Annotated in this window: 17 protein-coding genes; 5 read left to right on the top strand and 12 right to left on the bottom strand. The window is 56.5% G+C overall.

Annotated features, from left to right (window positions below; translation table 11 throughout):
- The first annotated feature begins 273 nt into the window (after positions 1-273).
- On the top strand, positions 274-696 hold the full coding sequence (gene uraH, locus ACMGGP_RS08345; protein ID WP_010244915.1) for a hydroxyisourate hydrolase: 423 nt from the start codon (positions 274-276) through the stop codon (positions 694-696).
- A gap of 14 nt (positions 697-710) precedes the next feature.
- On the opposite strand, the gene ACMGGP_RS08340 is transcribed toward uraH, so the two are convergent.
- A complete protein-coding gene (locus tag ACMGGP_RS08340; RefSeq protein ID WP_498798346.1) occupies positions 711-1,595 on the bottom strand; it encodes a LysR family transcriptional regulator in 885 nt (294 codons plus the stop codon).
- 135 nt (positions 1,596-1,730) lie between these two features.
- Between ACMGGP_RS08340 and ACMGGP_RS08335 the strand changes: the two genes are divergently transcribed.
- Positions 1,731-2,480 carry a glucose 1-dehydrogenase gene (locus ACMGGP_RS08335; RefSeq protein ID WP_089414182.1) on the top strand — a complete coding sequence of 250 codons (750 nt, stop codon included), beginning with the start codon at positions 1,731-1,733 and terminating at the stop codon, positions 2,478-2,480.
- 263 nt (positions 2,481-2,743) lie between these two features.
- Positions 2,744-3,844, top strand: a complete 1,101-nt coding sequence (locus ACMGGP_RS08330) for an NADH:flavin oxidoreductase/NADH oxidase (RefSeq protein WP_031592311.1) — start codon at positions 2,744-2,746, stop codon at positions 3,842-3,844.
- A 43-nt stretch (positions 3,845-3,887) separates the two neighbouring features.
- Here the strand turns inward: ACMGGP_RS08330 and ACMGGP_RS08325 are convergent, their stop codons facing one another.
- On the bottom strand, positions 3,888-4,472 hold the full coding sequence (locus tag ACMGGP_RS08325; RefSeq protein WP_498798345.1) for an NUDIX domain-containing protein: 585 nt from the start codon (positions 4,470-4,472) through the stop codon (positions 3,888-3,890).
- 68 nt (positions 4,473-4,540) lie between these two features.
- On the opposite strand from ACMGGP_RS08325, the gene ACMGGP_RS08320 reads away from it, so the two are divergent.
- On the top strand, positions 4,541-5,305 hold the full coding sequence (locus ACMGGP_RS08320; RefSeq protein ID WP_498798344.1) for a DeoR/GlpR family DNA-binding transcription regulator: 765 nt from the start codon (positions 4,541-4,543) through the stop codon (positions 5,303-5,305).
- Here the strand turns inward: ACMGGP_RS08320 and ACMGGP_RS08315 are convergent.
- The 3 genes from ACMGGP_RS08315 to ACMGGP_RS08305 all read right to left on the bottom strand — a co-directional run bounded on the left by ACMGGP_RS08315 (position 5,298) and on the right by ACMGGP_RS08305 (position 6,620).
- The gene (locus ACMGGP_RS08315) at positions 5,298-5,819 is read right to left on the bottom strand and encodes a hypothetical protein (protein ID WP_498798343.1); all 522 of its coding nucleotides are present in this window, start codon (positions 5,817-5,819) and stop codon (positions 5,298-5,300) included. The two genes, ACMGGP_RS08320 and ACMGGP_RS08315, sit on opposite strands and share 8 nt — an antisense overlap.
- 117 nt (positions 5,820-5,936) lie before the next feature.
- A complete protein-coding gene (locus tag ACMGGP_RS08310; RefSeq protein WP_010244934.1) occupies positions 5,937-6,335 on the bottom strand; it encodes a VOC family protein in 399 nt (132 codons plus the stop codon).
- A gap of 141 nt (positions 6,336-6,476) precedes the next feature.
- Positions 6,477-6,620, bottom strand: coding sequence for a hypothetical protein (locus ACMGGP_RS08305; protein ID WP_022625658.1), 144 nt, complete (start codon positions 6,618-6,620; stop codon positions 6,477-6,479).
- A 433-nt stretch (positions 6,621-7,053) separates the two neighbouring features.
- Here ACMGGP_RS08305 and curA point away from each other — a divergent pair, with 433 nt between their 5' ends.
- Entirely contained in the window at positions 7,054-8,085 is a 1,032-nt protein-coding gene (curA, locus tag ACMGGP_RS08300; RefSeq protein WP_010244937.1) for an NADPH-dependent curcumin/dihydrocurcumin reductase, read from the top strand.
- A gap of 41 nt (positions 8,086-8,126) precedes the next feature.
- Here curA and ACMGGP_RS08295 read toward each other — a convergent pair whose 3' ends face one another.
- From ACMGGP_RS08295 to ACMGGP_RS08265, 7 genes are all read right to left on the bottom strand, one after another.
- A complete protein-coding gene (locus ACMGGP_RS08295) occupies positions 8,127-8,987 on the bottom strand; it encodes a PfkB family carbohydrate kinase (protein ID WP_191918566.1) in 861 nt (286 codons plus the stop codon).
- A gap of 2 nt (positions 8,988-8,989) precedes the next feature.
- Positions 8,990-9,847, bottom strand: a complete 858-nt coding sequence (locus tag ACMGGP_RS08290; RefSeq protein WP_033787869.1) for a MurR/RpiR family transcriptional regulator — start codon at positions 9,845-9,847, stop codon at positions 8,990-8,992.
- Positions 9,847-10,818: an ABC transporter permease gene (locus ACMGGP_RS08285; protein WP_010244946.1), complete on the bottom strand. Its 972-nt coding sequence runs from the start codon at positions 10,816-10,818 to the stop codon at positions 9,847-9,849. Before ACMGGP_RS08285 ends, ACMGGP_RS08290 begins: the two co-directional genes overlap by 1 nt.
- Before the next feature lie 32 nt (positions 10,819-10,850).
- Positions 10,851-12,353, bottom strand: coding sequence for a sugar ABC transporter ATP-binding protein (locus ACMGGP_RS08280; protein WP_060680198.1), 1,503 nt, complete (start codon positions 12,351-12,353; stop codon positions 10,851-10,853).
- A 16-nt stretch (positions 12,354-12,369) separates the two neighbouring features.
- The gene (locus ACMGGP_RS08275; protein WP_187513634.1) at positions 12,370-13,410 is read right to left on the bottom strand and encodes a sugar ABC transporter substrate-binding protein; all 1,041 of its coding nucleotides are present in this window, start codon (positions 13,408-13,410) and stop codon (positions 12,370-12,372) included.
- A 56-nt stretch (positions 13,411-13,466) separates the two neighbouring features.
- The gene (locus ACMGGP_RS08270) at positions 13,467-14,447 is read right to left on the bottom strand and encodes a TIM barrel protein (RefSeq protein ID WP_022625661.1); all 981 of its coding nucleotides are present in this window, start codon (positions 14,445-14,447) and stop codon (positions 13,467-13,469) included.
- A gap of 307 nt (positions 14,448-14,754) precedes the next feature.
- Positions 14,755-17,112 (bottom strand): membrane-bound PQQ-dependent dehydrogenase, glucose/quinate/shikimate family, encoded by a 2,358-nt coding sequence (locus tag ACMGGP_RS08265; RefSeq protein WP_061901446.1) that lies wholly within the window; start codon positions 17,110-17,112, stop codon positions 14,755-14,757.
- Positions 17,113-17,431 lie beyond the last annotated feature (319 nt).

Raw genomic sequence — 17,431 nt, 5'->3', positions numbered from 1 at the left:
ATTGCTATCGCTACGTTGCCCGCCAGGGGCCAGGCTTTGTTTTATTGCTGAATTCAGAGAGGATTTCATCTGGTGCCTCTGTTCCCTGATTAGCTATGACTGCACAGGTGCTGGACTATGATTAATCAGAAACTTTGTATGATGTAACTAAAGACATTTTCCTTCTTTCTCAGAAATTTCACATTTCCTGCGGCTAAATATCTCTTTGCCCTCAGGCGCATTACTCTCTCTGCACTGTCACCCGACTTCAGACAATCAATAAAGGAAACATTGATGAAAACTTCATATGCCTTGATCGCAACATTACTGATGACCTCTGGCGCATCCGCTATCGCTGCTCAGCCTGCTACCGCTAAAAACCCACTGAGCGTGCACGTTCTTAACCTGCAAACTGGCCAGCCAACGGCAGGCATCGAAGTTGAACTGGATCAGAAGCAGCAGGATAACTGGGTGAAACTGGCATCAGGCGTCACCGATAACAATGGTCGCATCAGCGCCCTGTTCCCGCAGGACAAAACAGCCAGTGCGGGTAGCTACCGCGTGGTGTTTAAAACCGGTGACTTCTATAAAAAGAACAACCAGAAAACCTTCTTCCCGGAGATCCCGGTTGAGTTCAACATGGAAGCCAGCGGTGAGCACTACCATATCCCGTTGCTGCTGAGCCCGTTTGGTTACTCTACCTATCGCGGCAACTGATCCCGATCCGGCACTCAGGTGCCGGATCTCCCCTCTCCCGCTACCCGCGCCGGAAAGCACTCCACCAGCCAGTCGATAAATACCCGTAGCCGTTGCGTCACGTGCCGGTTTTGCGGATAAACCAGATGAAACGGATAACCCGCCGGACGCCAGTCGTGCAGGATCTCAACCATTTCTCCCTGCCGCAGAATCGACGACAGCGAATAATTAAATGTCTGAATGATCCCAAGCCCTGCCAGTCCCGCGGCCAGATGCGCGTTGCTTTCATTGACGCCAATGCGATGCGCACTGGTGATCTCAATTTTCTCTCCATGACGTTCGAACCGAAGCGGAAATGGCTTGCCGGTTTGCGGCGAGAGATAACTCACCAGCCGGTGTCCGTTGCGCAGTTCATCAGGATAGGCGGGCACGCCAAACGCTTTAAGGTAGGCGGGTGTCGCGCAGGTAATGAGCGTAGCGTGCCCTATCAGGCGGGCAATCAGTGAGGAATCGACCAGCGGACCGCCGCGGATCACACAATCAACGTTGTCACTGATAAGATTGACCGGGCGATCGGATACGCCCAGATCCAGCGTAATATCAGGATAGCGGGCAAAGAAATCAGGCAGCAGCGGAATCAGAACGTCCCTGGCGGTAGATCCGCCGACATCGATGCGTAACTGCCCACGCGGCTTACTGCGCAGTGAATTGAAACAGGCATCAATATCCTCGAGATCGTGCAGGATGCGCAGCGCTTTCTCATAGTATTCACGCCCTTCTGCGGTGACGGTCACGCGTCGGGTGGTGCGCTGCAGTAGCCTGACGGAAAGATGCGCCTCCAGCTCCTGAACCAGCTTACTCAGCGTCGCCTTCGGCATATTGAGCGAGTCCGCCGCCCGGGTAAAACTGCCGCTTTCCACCACCCGTGTGGATAGTCATTTTCATTTTAGCGGATTTATCCGCCAATCCTCCTCTCTTACAGTAGCAATCAGTCCGGCAGCCCCGCTGACCGGGAATAACCCAAACTGTCTAAGAGACTATCCGGAGAAGAACTTATGAACGCATCACTCGCAGGAAAAATTGCACTGGTTACAGGCGGAACGAGCGGAATTGGCCTGGCCACCGCCCGGGAGCTGGCGGCACAGGGCGCACAGGTTTTTATAACCGGCCGTCGTCAGGCGGAGCTGGATGCCGCCGTCGCTGAAATCGGCGGAACCGTCAGCGGCATCCGCGCAGACGCCTCACAACTGCACGATCTCGATGAGGTTTACTCGCGAATTGCAGCACAGGCGGGACGCCTCGATATTCTCTTTGCCAACGCCGGGGGCGGCGACATGCTGCCGCTGGGGGCGATTACTGAAGAGCATTTTGACCGTATCTTTGGCACTAACGTACGCGGCATGCTGTTTACCGTACAGAAAGCCCTGCCTCTGCTGGTTGATGGCGCATCGGTAATTCTGACCGGATCGACTGCCGGAGCGCAGGGTACTGCGGCTTTTAGCGTCTACAGCGCCAGTAAAGCGGCAGTGCGCAATTTTGCCCGTTCGTGGGCGCTGGATCTGAAAGATCGCGGAATCCGGGTCAATGTCGTGAGCCCCGGCCCTGTCCGTACGCCTGGGCTGGGTGATCTGGTCAGTGAAGATCAGCGTCAGGGCTTGTTTGATGCGCTGGCAGCACAGATACCGCTTGGCCGCCTGGGTGAACCGCAGGAGGTTGCCCGCACCGTTGCGTTTCTCGCCTCGGATGCCGCCAGCTTTATCAATGCGGCAGAATTGTTTGTTGATGGCGGAATGGCACAGGTCTGAGAGTCACCCTGTAGCTGAATATCAGACCCTGGTGATTGTCATTATCCGTTACGCAGCATCCCGGTTCGCCGGGCGTGAGCAGCAAGGCGCGCCAGGCTGAACCGTTAACGTAATAACCCCTGTCAAAGGCAGCAGGCTGCGTTGATCTGTAACCTGAATCCGGCACGCCGTCATAAAATGTCACGTTGAAGAAACACCCGCCTGGCAAATCCCCCGCTATAGTTATTGCCTGTCACGTCAGTCATAAAAACCATGGAGATAACATGAGCCAACTTTTTTCCACTGTCTCGCTGGGCGAACTTACGCTGGATAACCGCATTGTGATTGCGCCGATGTGCCAGTACTCCGCTGAGGCGGGCAATGCGACCGCCTGGCACCGTATCCATCTTGGCCAGCTGGCCTTTTCCGGCGCAGGTCTGATGATTATTGAAGCCACCGCCGTAGAGGATATTGGTCGCATCTCCCCAGGCGATCTCGGTTTGTGGAATGATGATAATGAAGCTGCGCTGAAAACGGTTCTGGAAGATGTCCGCCGCTACTCCTCTATTCCGGTTGGTATTCAGCTGGGCCATGCGGGACGCAAAGCGTCGTGTGCCGTACCCTGGGAAGGCGGTAAGCAGATTGCGCCTGAAGCCGGCGGCTGGCAAACCGTGGCTCCGTCCGCACTGAGCTACAGCGCGGATGAAGTGAAACCGGTTGCCATGAACACTGACGATCTGGCGCGGGTAAAACAGGCCTTTGTCGACAGCGCCCTGCGTGCGGTGCGTCTGGGAATTCAGCTCATCGAAGTGCATGCCGCACACGGCTACCTGCTGCATCAGTTCCTGTCGCCGCTGTCGAATCAGCGCAGTGATGAATATGGCGGCTCGCTGGAAAACCGTATGCGCTTCCCACTGGAAGTCTTCAAAGCCGTTCGCGATGCCGTACCCGCTTCCGTGCCGGTAGGCGTGCGCATTTCTGCCACTGACTGGGTTGAAGGCGGCTGGGAGATCAATCAGTCAATCGCCTTCTCGCGTGAGCTGGAAGCGCTGAACAGTGCTTATATTCATGTCTCAAGTGGTGGTTTGTCAGAAGACCAGAAAATCAGCGTCGGACCCAACTATCAGGTGCCGTTCGCCCGCGATATTCGTGAGCAGGTGTCGATTCCGGTGATTGCGGTCGGCTTAATTACTGAGCCGCAGCAGGCAGAAGATCTGCTGCAACAGGGTGAAGCTGACCTGGTGGCGTTGGCGCGCGGTATACTTTACGATCCGCGCTGGCCGTGGCACGCAGCCGCTGCGCTGGATGGTAAAGTCCAGGTTCCGCCACAGTATCTGCGTTCTGAACCGCACGATGTAAAAGGCATCCTGACGCAGGATCAGTAAGCTTTAACGGGCAGACCGTATTAACGGCGGTCTGCCCGTTCTCTTATAAAATGCCTTTCAGCCGCAGATGCTGCAGCAGCATGATGGTCTTGGCATCCACAATCTCACCCTGGTCAATCGCCTTTAACGCCTGGTCAAAATCGAGCTCAAGCACCTCAATATCCTCACCCTCTTCCGCTATTCCGCCGCCTTCACCGCTACGCTGCTGATCGCCATACTCGGCAATAAAAAAGTAGAGTTTCTCAGTAACCGAACCGGGGCTCATAAAGGCTTCAAATACCTTCTGCACATGGCTGACGCGAAAACCGGTTTCCTCTTCGGCTTCGGCAACAATACGCGCTTCCGGCGAGGCGTTATCCAGCAGACCGGCGGCTGCTTCAATCAGAAAGCCATCATGCCCGTTAAGGAAAATCGGAAAGCGAAACTGACGGGTCAGTACCACCGTACGTTTGTCACGGTTGTAGAGCAGGATCACTGCGCCGTTACCGCGGTCATAGGCTTCACGGCTCTGCTCCTGCCAGCGGCCGTCACGACGCAGCAGCGAGAACGTATATTTTTTCAGGGTATACCAGTTGTCTGACAGCAACTGCTCATTGATGATGCGCACGCGGGGATGGTTCTGCTGCATGATGCTCTCCAGGATAGGTAGACAGCCATCACGCTATCATGCACAATCGTGCAACTTCAAGAAAAAACATGCAAAGGCCAGTTATGCTATCCAGCCAGCGAAAACAGACGATTCTTGCCCTGCTCGCCCAGGAAAAACAGGTGCAGTCGCGGGACCTCAGCCAGCGATTTGGCCTCTCCGAAGACTCTATCCGCCGCGACCTGCGTGAACTGGCGGCAGAAGGATTATTGCAGCGGGTACATGGCGGCGCGCTGCCGGTTTCCGCTGCGCTGGCCACCTTTGAAACACGCAAAAGCGTGCAGACTGCTTCCAAACAGGTTATCGCGCAAAAAGCCGTTTCGCTGATTCAGCCGGGGCAGATCGTACTGATTGATGGCGGGACCACCAGCGCGGAACTGGTGCGACTGTTACCCGCCACGCTGAGCTTTACCGCGGTCACGCACAGTCCCAGCGTGGCGCTGGCGTTAGCCGATCATCCACTCGTGGAGATCATACTGATTGGCGGGCAGCTCTATAAACATTCAGTGGTGACGGTGGGCGCAGCGATGCTGGAGTCGATCAACCGCATCAATGCCGATCTCTTTTTTATGGGCGTCACCGGCGTGCATCCGGCGGTGGGCCTGACCACCGGTAATTTCGAAGAGGCGACGGTCAAGCGTGCGCTGGCAGGACGCGCAGCGGAAACCGTGGTGCTGGCGTCAGCGGAAAAGCTGAACTCCGCCTCGGCGTTTGCCATAGGAGACCTGTCGCTGGCCAGCACGCTGGTCGTGGAAACGCAGCCGGATGAGGCGCTGCGACAGGCACTGAGCCAGCAGGGTGTGACGGTCATCTGAGTTCGTAGCAGGCCTGCAGCGCAAGATGCGGACCGGTCAATGGTCGCTGTGTGTCAGGAAACTGCTGTGCTACTGGCATCATTGAGCTTTGCGCCAGGGCCACCGTAACGGCTCCCTGCTGATAAGCCTGCTCTGCTGCTGCTGCAATCAGTGCAAAATAGCGTGTTGTCTCCCCCGCTTTAAACGCCGCCCATGCTCCCTCCACCAGCACGACCTCCACCTGGCTGCCGGGCTGGCAGAAAAGTGCCCGCGTCGCCGCCAGCGTTGATTCTGCCGCACAGAGCGCAACCTTGCGCCCTGCCTGATGCTGCAGTGCCTCCGCTAGCATTTCGTCGGTGCGCATGACCCGATCCTGCGCGCTGAAATCACCGGCAACCGGCCCCAGCGTCGAGCAGGTGATCAGCACCGCATCGAACTGCGGCAGCAACGTTTCAATCATTTGGGCAATACGGCGGCGTAACGCAGTCGTCATCCCGCCGCTGCGTTCCGCTTCTGCCAGCAGCGCAGGCATCACCAGATGATTCAGCGGTGGATTGTCACGCGCCAGTGCGCGGGCGGCATCATCAAATATCGCGATATTACTGGCCGCGGTGTGAAAGCAAAGAATGTTCAGGGTGAACTCCGGTACAGGTCAGATTGCGGATTGCCAGGCTGCATGCTGGATAACAACACGATAACCATCCCTGTCGATAAATGTCACGCCCCGTTGGTCCCAATAGGGATTAAATGAATTCAACCGCATAAATCCTGCCTCATCCATACAGGCACATCGGGCCAGCCAGTCAGGCCGTTGCGGAATGTAGAGCACCAGCAGGTCCTCATCTGTTGGCGATGGCCGGACGGGATGCGTGTGACAGAGCGTGAATTCGAGATGCCAGGCCAGCCCTTCAGCGCCCAGCATCACGCCACTGAACCCCTGATGATCAGTAAACTCACCGATTTCTTGCAACCCCAGCCCGTCACAATAGTTCTGACTGCTTTGCGTCAGGTCTGTCACCGGTCGGGCAATACGCAGATGCTGGATAATCATGGTTCTCTCCCTGTAGAGTTCACTGATATTTATCACAATCTTCAGAGCTTCCCGTGACGCCGGATGCGCAGCAACTTCCCATGCCCATAAATTGAAGGCATAAAAAAACCCGCCTTAGCGGGTTTTGGAGGAAGCTGACAGTCAACCAGCCTTTGCTTCGCGTGAACGCACTGTGCCTGAGCGCTCCGCAAGATCAAAAGATTCTTTGAGCTGACGCATTGCTTCCGCTTTACGCTCTGCAACTGTCATTTTTTTCAGGGTTGAAATATCGTGTTTTGAGTACATAACCTCTTCCTCCTTCGCCTATGGCGGTATTCACTTCATACATTACATCACGGGGCGGATGCTGTAAAACCCGGTCAAGAAGCGTTTTAGCTTCTCTGTTTCGGCAATCGCAAAATATGCCCTGGCCCTGTAAGTCTTGTGGTGAAGCGTAATGATAGTCGCCTCTCTCTGACCTGGATGCGTGGCATGCCGCACTGCTGATGACCCGCCTGCCCGTTTTTTGCAAGCGGATGTGAACAGCCGTCAAACTGAATCCATGACGCGAAGGGTCCTGCATCCGCTGTGTCCCCTTGGTTAGCACCCTATGCCCTGTTATCGGTAAATCAGCTTACCGCTCACAGCGCTAAACGCATTCCCGCCGCTGTCATCTACACTTTCCCGGTATTCATAGGGTGATGCCCTGAGCATTGCCCGGCTATAAAAGGATGACAATATGACTGAACAAGCAACCCAGAACCATGCCTGGTTACTGGCTTCACGCCCACACGGTGAGCCGACCAAAGAGAATTTCCGCCATGTGGCGCAGCCCGTCCCGGAAATCAAAGAGGGTGAAGTACTGCTTAAAACCATCTATCTCTCGCTCGACCCCTACATGCGTGGGCGGATGGACGAGGGTAAATCCTACGCCGCGCCGGCAGAGCTGGATCAGCCGATGGTGGGCGGCACCGTCTGTCAGGTCGCCGAATCGAAAAACAGTGATTTTAAGACCGGTGACTGGGTGCTGGCGCAGAGCGGCTGGCAGGAATATGCCGTCTCCGATGGCAAAGAGATTGCGAAGCTGGGCAACGATCTGCCTCATCCCTCATGGGCGCTGGGTATTCTCGGTATGCCAGGCTTTACCGCCTATATGGGTCTGATGGATATTGGTCAGCCGAAAGCGGGTGAAACCCTGGTCGTTGCCGCCGCAACCGGTCCGGTGGGCGCAACGGTCGGTCAGTTGGGTAAACAGAAAGGCTGCCGTGTCGTTGGTGTGGCGGGCGGTGAAGAGAAATGCCGTTACGCCGTCGATACGCTTGGCTTTGATGCCTGCCTCGATCACCACAGCGCCGACTTTGAAGAGCAGCTGAAAAACGCCTGCCCGGATGGCATCGATATCTACTTCGAAAACGTCGGCGGCAAAGTGTTTGATGCCGTATTCCCGCTGCTGAACACCGCTGCGCGCGTGCCGGTCTGTGGTCTGGTCTCGGCTTACAGCCAGCGTGAGCTGCCGCAAGGCCCGGACAGAACCTCTCTGATCATGGCGGGCATTCTGAAACGCCGTATCCGTATGCAGGGCTTTATCATCTTCCAGGATTATGGTGACCGTTACCCTGAGTTCCTGGAGGCGATGCGTCCGCTGGTGGAGAACAAAAAAATCCACTATCGCGAGCACATGATTGAAGGATTAGAGAACGCGCCACAGGCGTTTATCGATATGCTGAATGGCAAAAACTTTGGTAAAACCGTGGTGAACGTCGGCGCCTGATGACGTTAGCGTGCCGCGTCACTGACGTGGCACGCCATTAATCAGTGCGGCTGCCGGGAAACGTGTTCGGCAGCTGCACGATTTGCCGCACTCACCGCTTCTGCCAGCGTTACCCCGCTACTCAGGCGCTGACATAACACGCCGACAAAACAATCCCCGGCACCGTGGGTGCTTACCAGTGTCACCTTCTGCGCCGCCAGTGTATGCGTCTCTCCCGCCTCGCTGTAAGCCACACCATGTTCACCAGCGGTAACCACCACTCTGGCAAACCGGCTGGCCAGCGATTTCGCCGCTGAGCGCGCCGACGTCAGATCCTTCACGCTAATCCCGCACATATCGCGCGCTTCAATGGCGTTCACCACCAGCAGATCGATACAGTTTTCAAACGCGGCTGACAACGGCCGGGCGGGCGCGGCGTTGACGCAGACCGTAATCCCACGCTGCTGTGCCGCCTGGGCCGCACAGAGGTTCACCGCTTCCGGGACTTCATTTTGCAGCACCAGCAGCGACACCTCCTGCCAGAAGCCGGGCTGCTCAAAGGTCTCCAGCGGGATCTGCTGATTGGCATTGGAGACCACCACCGCACCGTAATCTCCTTCGGCATCGGTAATCGCCACGCTCATCCCGGAGGGAAGCGCATCAATGATGCTGATGGCGGTGCAATCGACCCCGGCCTGCTGCAGATGATCCAGCAGGAATTGCCCCTGCTGATCGCGCCCCACTGAACCGGCGAAGCGCACTGCGGCACCCGCGCGTGCCGCTGCGACGGCCTGATTCCCCCCCTTGCCACCAAACTTATAGTGACAGGCGCTGCCCATCACCGTTTCGCCTTTTTCCGGGCGATGGTGTGCATCCAGCATAATGTCGTAGTGAAGACTGCCGGTGACTGCAATTTTGCTCATAGCTAGAATTCCCGCAGATCCTGAACCGCATGCTGGGTTTTCATCAGGTTCTTCTCCGCCCGCTTCAGATCTTTCTTGGCGATAGCGACAAACAGCGCATCCAGAATATTGAGCTGGGCGATGCGTGACGCGGCGTTTTCACCCAGCAGATGCGATCCCTGAGAGGTTGAATTGAGGACCACATGCGCACTCTTCGCGATCGGGGATTCGGCGTAGTTGGTAATGGCAATAACCTTCGCACCATTCCTTCCTGCCAGTTTCACCGGATCGTTCACCGCACGCGTAGCACCCGAATGGCTGATGGCGATAACCACATCGTCATCAGATAACACGGCGGCTGACATCAGCATGATGTGGGCGTCGTCATAGGCAGTCGACTTAATGCCAATCTTCAGCATCTTGTGTGACAGGTCCCGTGCCACGGCGGCAGAGCCGCCCACGGCGTAGAGATCGATATGACGCGCTTTAAAGATAATGTCCGCCGCCCGATTGAATTCAGAAACATCCAGAATCGATAAGGTCTCTTCAATCGCCTGGATAGAGGTTCTGAAAACTTTGGCCAGCAACTGCTCCGACGAATCATCCGGCTCAATTTCCGCATGCAGCCCTGCCACTTCAGACTGGTTGTAATAGATCAGGCCACTTCTGAAATGCCTGAAGCCGGTGAAGTTAAGTTTTTTGGTAATCTTAACGATCATCGCTTCAGAGACATTATTCTCCCGCGCAATCTCCTTTAATGAGGATTGCTCGGTAATGTCGGTTCGGGCAATTATCGCCTCAGCTACCCGACGTTCTAACGGCGTCAGCTGGGGCAAACGCATACGAATCTGAGCGCCAATGGCTCGCGGATCTTGCTTCATTACTTGCCTCGGGTCGCCCGGTCAATCAACATCGCTATGATAATAATAAGGCCGGTAGCGAGCAATTGGTAAAAGGCCTGAATGTTCAGTAAGGTCAAGCCATTACGTAACGCACCGAGGATAACCACGCCGATCAGCGTTCCGAAGATACTGCCCTTGCCGCCCATTAACGACGCACCGCCAATGGCCGCCGCCGCAATCGCATCCAGTTCCCACAGGTTGCCGATGGTCGGTTCGGCAGCCCCCAGACGACCAATCAGAATCAGCGAGGCCAGTGAGGCAAGCAGGCCGGAGAAGATATAGACCGTGACCTTGGTGCGCTTAACCGGCACACCTGCGACCCGCGCCGCCTCTTCATTGCCGCCAATCGCCAGAATATATTCCCCCAGCGGGGTCTTATTCATCACCGTCCACAGCAGCAGCGCAATCACTGCCACAATCACAATCGGCGTCGGGATACCGAAAAGCGTACTGTTGATCAGGCTGCGAAATTCCAGCGGAATACCAAAGATGGGATTGCCGCCGGTGTAGATCAGCGCAATCGCCCGGAACAGCGACAGGCCGCCCAGCGTGACAATAAACGGCTGCAGCCCGGCATAGGCGATCAGCGTGCCGCTGAACAGCCCGCACATCGCGCCCACACCCAGCGTCGCGAGGATCGCCAGCGGCACCGGCACGCCCGATGCCATCAGGGTTGCACCCAGCACCGCAGAGAGCGCCGCCGTGGGACCGACCGAGAGGTCTATCCCGCCGGAGATAATCACCAGCGTCATGCCCAGTGCAATCAGGGCGTTGATTGAGGACTGCTGCAGAATATTCAGCAGATTAGGCAGCGTGAAAAAGACCGGCGACAGAAACGAAAATGTCACCACGATAATCAGTAAGCCAATTAAGGTACCGGCATCACGCAGATTAAATTTAAGCCGCAGCGCAGGTCGGGTACCCGGCCCGGTAGATGTCTGAGTTGTCATAGTTATAACCTTAAATAGTGTCAGGTAAGCGGTCAGGCGGTCTGGTCGATATCTTTGATGGCATAACGGGCAATGTTCTCTTCGGTGATCGCGCTGCCGGTTAACTCTTTGGTTATCCGGCCCTCGCGCATCACCAGCACCCGATCGGAGATGCGCATGATCTCGGTCATTTCTGACGACACCACCACAATGGCTTTGCCCGCCTGGGCCAGTTTTTCAATCAGGTGATAGATTTCAGACTTGGCACCAATATCGATACCGCGCGTCGGCTCATCAAACAGAAACACATTGGCATCCGCCGCAACCCAGCGGCCGATGATCACTTTTTGCTGATTGCCGCCACTCAGCGTGCCGATGGTTTTCTCAATGTCGAGCGGGCGCAGTTTCAGGTCGCCCATGACCTTCAGCGCCTCGCGGTCCAGCCTGGCCTGGTTCATCAGCCCCGCCGACGTGAAGCGGTGCATCGACGGCAGCGCCATATTCATCTTCACCGCCCGCTCTTTGATAATGCCCTCTTTTTTGCGGTCTTCAGGTACCAGGCCAATGCCCGCCTTGATCGCCGCACGCACGTTGTGGTTCTTAACCGCGGCACCGTTGACGCTCACCGTGCCACGGGTGCGCCTGTCGATACCGGCAATCAGCTTCAGCAGTTCAGTGCGCCCCGCGCCGACCAGTCCGGCAATGCCCAGCACTTCGCCCGCACGAACGCTGAAGTTTGCCGCCACCACCTCATTGCCACGCGTCAGATCCTCTACCCGCAGCACTTCGCGATCGGTGACAAACGCCTGATGGTCAAGCTTGTCGATCTTCCGTCCGACCATTTTGGCGACGATGCTCTCCTCATCCTCATCATTGATGTTGACCACCCCAACCTGCTTTCCGTCACGCATAATGGTGGCGCGGTCGCACACCCGGAAAATCTCATTCATCTTGTGCGAGACATAGATCAGCGAGACGCCGGTCGACTTCAGATCGCCAATCAGCTCTGCCAGCCGGTCAAATTCGCGTGGCGTCAGGCTGGAGGTCGGTTCATCCATGGCGATGATTTTGGCGTCATCCAGCAGCGCCCGGGCAATCTCAACAATCTGCTGCTGCGATACCTTGAGGTTCCTGATCGGCGTATCGGGATCGATAGTGGGATCCAGCGTCTTCAGAATCAGGGTAGCCCGCGCCAGCTGGGCCTTTTTATCCACCCACCAGCCTCCGGCGCGTGTCAGCGGGCGACCCAGAAACATGTTCTGCGCCACGGAAAGCTCAGGTACATGCTGTAACTCCTGGTGGATCATCGCGATCCCGGCCTGACGGGCGCTGAGCGGACTGCGGATCTGCACCCGGTTTCCATTGACGCTGATCTCTCCGCTGTCCGCACCGCGAACGCCGGAGAGGATATTCAGCAGCGTCGACTTACCCGCGCCATTTTCCCCAATCAGCGCGTGCACCTCGCCGGGCCGCACTGAGAAATCGACATCCTGCAGCGCGGCGGCGTTACCGTAACTTTTGCTGATGCCACGCATCATTAAGCGAAACTGTTCCATACCCGCTCCCGCTGACTTATTGTTGAGCCAGCAGCTGACGCAACCGGTTGTTGTCTTTGGTTGAGAACGCCTCGACATTCTCTTTGGTGATCAGCGCCTGGGGTGTCGAGACAACGCGCGACAGTTTCTGTCCATTGATCAGCCGGATAATGACGTCCATCGCCACTTCACCGGTCAGCACCGGGAAACTGTCGACCGTGCCGGTCAGCTCGCCGCGCTTAATCGAGGCGTAGGCATCGGAAATACCGTCAGTGCCAAAGATGGCCACCTGTGATGCTTTGTTCTGCGCGCGTACCGCCTCCACCACGCCCAGCGCCATGGTGTCGTTGTTGGCGTAGAAGCCGATTAAATCAGGATGCTGCTGCAGAATGGTCGATGCGGCGTTAAAGGCCTGCTCGCGACTCCAGTTAGCGGGCACGCTGGCCACGATGGTGAACTTCCCGGCGCTGTCCAGCGTCTCTTTAAAGCCACGGGTGCGCTGTCCGGCGGCATAAACCCCTGGCTGCCCTTCAATCACCGCCACTTTGCCGCCCTGCGGATGGTGCTGAATAAACCATTTCGCCACCCGCAAGCCATTGTCCTTCTGGACGTTGCCGACGTAGTAGCGCGCATTCGGCATTACCGCATCATTAACGTTCACCACCGGGATATTTTTACTGTTGGCACTCTCCAGTGCAGGCTCCAGGTTGATATCGGTCTGCGGCGAAACCAGCAGGCCGTTAAAGCCCTGCGAGATCAGGGTTTCCGCAATGGAGAGCTGACCGAGCTGATCATCTTCATTGGCCGCCGCCTGATAAGCGACAGTGAAACCATACTTTTTCGCCGCGTTCTGGTAGCCCTGGCCGAGTGAGCGCCAGTACTCATTGGTCAGGGTTTTCGATACCCCGCCAATCTTCAGCGACTTATCGACTTTTGGCAGTGCGCCATATTTGGTGTCGAGCTGGGTCCAGTCGGTGCGATCCGGTTCGGTATCGGATTGCAGCGGTGCCAGTTCTGCCGCATAAACCGTGCTGCAGAGCAGTGAGGAGGCGATAAGAGCAAGCAGGCGTTTTTTCATTTTTTTATTCTCAGGGTGTTGGGTAGAGGTGTGATGTTTTTATGATTAATCGGCTGTCAGCGGGCCAGCATGATGTCATTGACGATCTGCTGAGAGGCCACCGCATCCTGACGCCCGATGGCCGCCAGTAACGCCGCGTTGTCGTGCAGCTGGTCACACAGCCTCAGCAGACGGGTCACGGTCGCAATATTGCTTTCTGCCTCACGGATCGGGTCAAGACCGCTGGCATCCGGGAAGGTATCGAAGTAGTAGGCACCGCGGTAGCCATCACGCTGCATCTGCCAGAGAAACTCCAGCGTGGCGCGAGGGTTGACTGAGCCGACCATCAGGCCGTCATCACGCTTGCCCCAGCCGTCGTTAAGGTCCAGCCCCAGCAGCCGTGAGCGGCGCGCCACCATAGCGGCGGCGTAAGCCGGGATCTCATTGGCAAACAGTACATGAGCAAAATCCAGGGTGATCCCCAGGTTGGCGCAGCCCGCCTCTTCCACGGCCAGCAGACAGGTGGTGGCGTTGGGAAAGATGCTGTAGGCGCGTGGCTCATTGGGTTTATATTCGATGCTGACGTCAACGTCCGGTGCATACTCCGCCACTTCACGCACGGCGCTAACCGCATCCTCCCAGATCTTCTTATAGTCCGCCTGGAAGCAGTAATCGAAACCGTCCTGCCCCATCCACAGCGTCATCAGCCGTGAACCAAATTCCCGACCCGCGTCAATGCCCCGTTTGGTCAGCTCAATCGCTTCGCGACGCACTTTCGCGTCGGGATGGGTAAACGCGCCGATTTTGAACTGCGGCGCGTCCCAGCGCATCTGCATACCGTTAACGGCCAGACCCGCATCACTGATCGCCTGGCGCAGTGTGGGAATATCGCTGGTGAGATGTTGCGGAAAGTTGAGGTCGAGATGCGTTAAGCCTTTGACCTTGCCTGCACGGGCAACCATCTGCAGCACAGAGGGCTTGCCCTGCTGATCGGGCCAGTAGAGGTGCGCCCCCGAGGCGAAAGAGTTAAGACGGGTAGCAAATTTCAGTTCCGACATGAGCATCAATCCTTCAGAGTGCGTATTGTGAAGTACTTTTCGTATTCACGATTAATTGTGAAGTCATATATTAATCTACGCCTCGCGGCTTAATGCGCAAGTCTGTCAGGCAGGAGAAATCGTTAAAGCGGGAGCGCTGTCACGAAATGGTTTCGATGCGTTATCAGATGATGTGAATGCGGAGATGAAAGAATTGAGATGAAATACAACAGGTTGTCGTGCGAAGCCAGGTGTGAGATCTGACAGGCAGAAGCATAAAAAAAGCTGAGCGCCAGGGCGGCGCTCAGCGGGTCGGTTTTTTAAAAAATCACTTCAGACGGAAAGCGACAACGCTGTCGCCCGCCGTGGTGCCGAGCGAGCCGTGGCCGCCCGCGGCAATTACCACATACTGCTTGCCATCTTTGCCCATAAAGGTGGATGGCGTGGCCTGCGCACCCGCGCTCAGTTCAGTCTGCCACAGCAGTTCGCCGGTGGTGCTGTCGTAAGCACGGAAGAAGTTATCTGCCGTTGCGCCGTGGAACACCAGATCACCCGCCGTCAGCAGCGGTCCGCCGTGCGCCACCATACCCATCGGGAAACCGAGCGGGAAGCGGCCAGGCAGGAAGCTGGTCTTGAGGTTTTTGGTGGTGCCGACGCGACGCAGCCATTCGGTTTTGCCGGTGGTCAGATCCACACCGACCATCCGTCCCCACGGTGGCGCGATGCAGGGAATACCCAGACCCGACGCCATCTGCTGGATGTGGATAGCGTAGTCACCGTGGAAGTTTTCATTCCAGTACGGCGTACCATCTTTGGTGAAGGTACGCTGGGTTTCGGTTTCCGGCGTGCGTCTGATGAGGTTGTATTTGTAAGCCAGGCGTACCGGTGCAGCAATCAGCATCTGACGCTGTGGATCAACCGCTACTGAACCCCAGTTAAACACCCCGATGTTGCCCGGGAAAATCAGCGAGCCTTTCTCCGTTGGTGGCGTCCACGGGTTACCGTCATAGCGCAGCTCACGGAACGTGGTGCGGCAGGCCATCTGGTCAAACGGCGTAATGCCCCACATTGACTTCTCAGTCAGCGGCTGCGGAATGAAGTTCAGGCTGGAGACCGGCTGGGTCGCCGCATACTGCTCGCCTTTAATACCATCCGTGGAGACCTTAACCTGCTCTACCGGATAAACCGGTTCGCCGGTCAGGCGGTTCAGCACAAACAGGTTGCCGGTTTTGGTCGGCAGGATCACCGCCGGTTGCGGCTTGCCCTGATAGTTGATGTCCACCAGCGACGGCTGTGACGGATTATCGCGATCCCAGAGGTCGTGGTTCGAACTCTGATAACGCCATTTGAACGCACCGGTTTTCAGATCCAGTGCCACCAGCGCATCACGGAATTTTTCAGTGTTGCTGGCGGGATCGCGTTCAAGTCCCACTTCATCCGGCGAGGCGTTACCAAACGGCACATAGACCAGGCCGTTTTTCAGATCGGCGCTCAGGGTGGCCCAGGCGACCGGGGTATCCTGCGGATAGGTTGCCCCTTCAGCGACCGGTGCGGTGTTATCCGGGTTAGCCGGATCGAAGTTCCACACCAGACGACCGCTAACGGCATCATAGGCACGGATCACACCTGATGGGTTACCGCTGTTGAAGCCGTTATCCATCACCGAACCGCCGACAATCACCAGGTTGCCCGCCACCAGTGGCGCGGCAGTCTGCATCAGCGCGTGCGGACGCACCTCGCCCATGTTGGCGCGCAGATTCACCACACCGTTGTCACCAAAGTCAGCACAGGCTTTACCGGTATCGGCATCCAGCGCCAGCAGGCGGGCATCGGTGGTGGCATTGAAGACACGCTTGCGGCAGATGGCCGGCGATGCGCCCGTCTGCGCCTGCGCCTGCTGACCGGCATCGAAGTAGCTCACGCCACGACAGGTCTGGTGCTGCTGCAGATAAGAGCGGTTTTTATCCGGCGTCGTTTTCCACTTCACCGCACCGGTTTCCGGGTCAAGAGCATGGACTTCGTTGTGCGGCGTACAGAAGTAGAGCATGCCGTTGGCTTTCAGCGGTGTCGCTTCAAAGGTGTATTCGGTCGCATCATCACCCTGACGCAGGTCGCCGGTGTGATAGGTCCAGGCCACTTCCAGATCTTTCACGTTATCTTTAGTGATCTGCTTCAGCGCCGAGAAGCGCTGGCCATCTGTGGTTCCGCCATAGGCGCTCCACTCTTCAGCGGCACCGCCGGTCGCAGAGGCGTTGCGCGGCGTATTAATGGCGCCCTGCTGCGGCAGCGGATCGTAGAAGCAGAGACCGATGACCAGCAGCACCATCAGGACGACGGAACCCCCGAGGAAAGGATGGAAACGACGCTGCCCCTGATAGAGCGGACGCACCACCCACGGCAGCGCCAGCCAGAGACCCAGCACGCCAAACAGGTCGCCGCGCGGGATCCACTGCCATTTGTCGAAGCCCACTTCCCAGATAGTCCAGAACAGAGTGATCCACATCAGCAGCGCATAAAGCGTCAGTGCACTGCGTTTGTTCATCAACAGCAGAATCGCGCTGAGCAGAACGCCCACGCCCATCAGCGCATAGAACGCGCTGCCTCCTGCAAGCAGGAGTTGTCCTCCCATGTAAATCAGGGCGATAGCAAATATCACCATGATTATACTGGTTATTTTATTGATCATGATCCATCCTCGGGTCATTAGCGGCAATTGAAAGGTTAAGCTGGAAACATAAATTCAACGAGATTTTAACTTACGCACGAAATATGTAAAAACGTGTATAAGCGTTAATCATTAGAAATATTTATTATAAATGTCACCTGTTAATGCGGTCAGGCCGCTTTTTTTACTTTCTGAAGGGCTGATTACGGGATATCCATCACAAAAAATTAACCATAGGCTGCTAATGACCGCACCTTTTGTTCAAAGGCGATTAATTAACAGACAAGCCGCCCTTCTGTAACGCCAGCTAAAGTGTGCCCGACGAAAGTTTTTCAGAGTC

It is taken from the genome of Curtobacterium sp. BNK-1 (genome assembly GCF_048685235.1).
Classification (GTDB): domain Bacteria; phylum Pseudomonadota; class Gammaproteobacteria; order Enterobacterales; family Enterobacteriaceae; genus Pantoea; species Pantoea agglomerans.
Note: the sequence above shows the minus strand (reverse complement) of the source record. Positions and strands in the feature narration are given on the sequence as shown.

Bases quoted from the DNA above. Each gene is read 5' to 3' on its own strand.
- uraH (WP_010244915.1), top strand. From the start codon at position 274: ATGAAAACTTCATATGCCTTGATCGCAACATTACTGATGACCTCTGGC.
- ACMGGP_RS08335 (WP_089414182.1), top strand. From the start codon at position 1,731: ATGAACGCATCACTCGCAGGAAAAATTGCACTGGTTACAGGCGGAACG.
- ACMGGP_RS08330 (WP_031592311.1), top strand. From the start codon at position 2,744: ATGAGCCAACTTTTTTCCACTGTCTCGCTGGGCGAACTTACGCTGGAT.
- ACMGGP_RS08325 (WP_498798345.1), bottom strand. From the start codon at position 4,472: ATGCAGCAGAACCATCCCCGCGTGCGCATCATCAATGAGCAGTTGCTG.
- ACMGGP_RS08320 (WP_498798344.1), top strand. From the start codon at position 4,541: ATGCAAAGGCCAGTTATGCTATCCAGCCAGCGAAAACAGACGATTCTT.
- ACMGGP_RS08310 (WP_010244934.1), bottom strand. From the start codon at position 6,335: ATGATTATCCAGCATCTGCGTATTGCCCGACCGGTGACAGACCTGACG.
- ACMGGP_RS08305 (WP_022625658.1), bottom strand. From the start codon at position 6,620: ATGTACTCAAAACACGATATTTCAACCCTGAAAAAAATGACAGTTGCA.
- curA (WP_010244937.1), top strand. From the start codon at position 7,054: ATGACTGAACAAGCAACCCAGAACCATGCCTGGTTACTGGCTTCACGC.
- ACMGGP_RS08295 (WP_191918566.1), bottom strand. From the start codon at position 8,987: ATGAGCAAAATTGCAGTCACCGGCAGTCTTCACTACGACATTATGCTG.
- ACMGGP_RS08290 (WP_033787869.1), bottom strand. From the start codon at position 9,847: ATGAAGCAAGATCCGCGAGCCATTGGCGCTCAGATTCGTATGCGTTTG.
- ACMGGP_RS08285 (WP_010244946.1), bottom strand. From the start codon at position 10,818: ATGACAACTCAGACATCTACCGGGCCGGGTACCCGACCTGCGCTGCGG.
- ACMGGP_RS08280 (WP_060680198.1), bottom strand. From the start codon at position 12,353: ATGGAACAGTTTCGCTTAATGATGCGTGGCATCAGCAAAAGTTACGGT.
- ACMGGP_RS08275 (WP_187513634.1), bottom strand. From the start codon at position 13,410: ATGAAAAAACGCCTGCTTGCTCTTATCGCCTCCTCACTGCTCTGCAGC.
- ACMGGP_RS08270 (WP_022625661.1), bottom strand. From the start codon at position 14,447: ATGTCGGAACTGAAATTTGCTACCCGTCTTAACTCTTTCGCCTCGGGG.
- ACMGGP_RS08265 (WP_061901446.1), bottom strand. From the start codon at position 17,112: ATGATCAATAAAATAACCAGTATAATCATGGTGATATTTGCTATCGCC.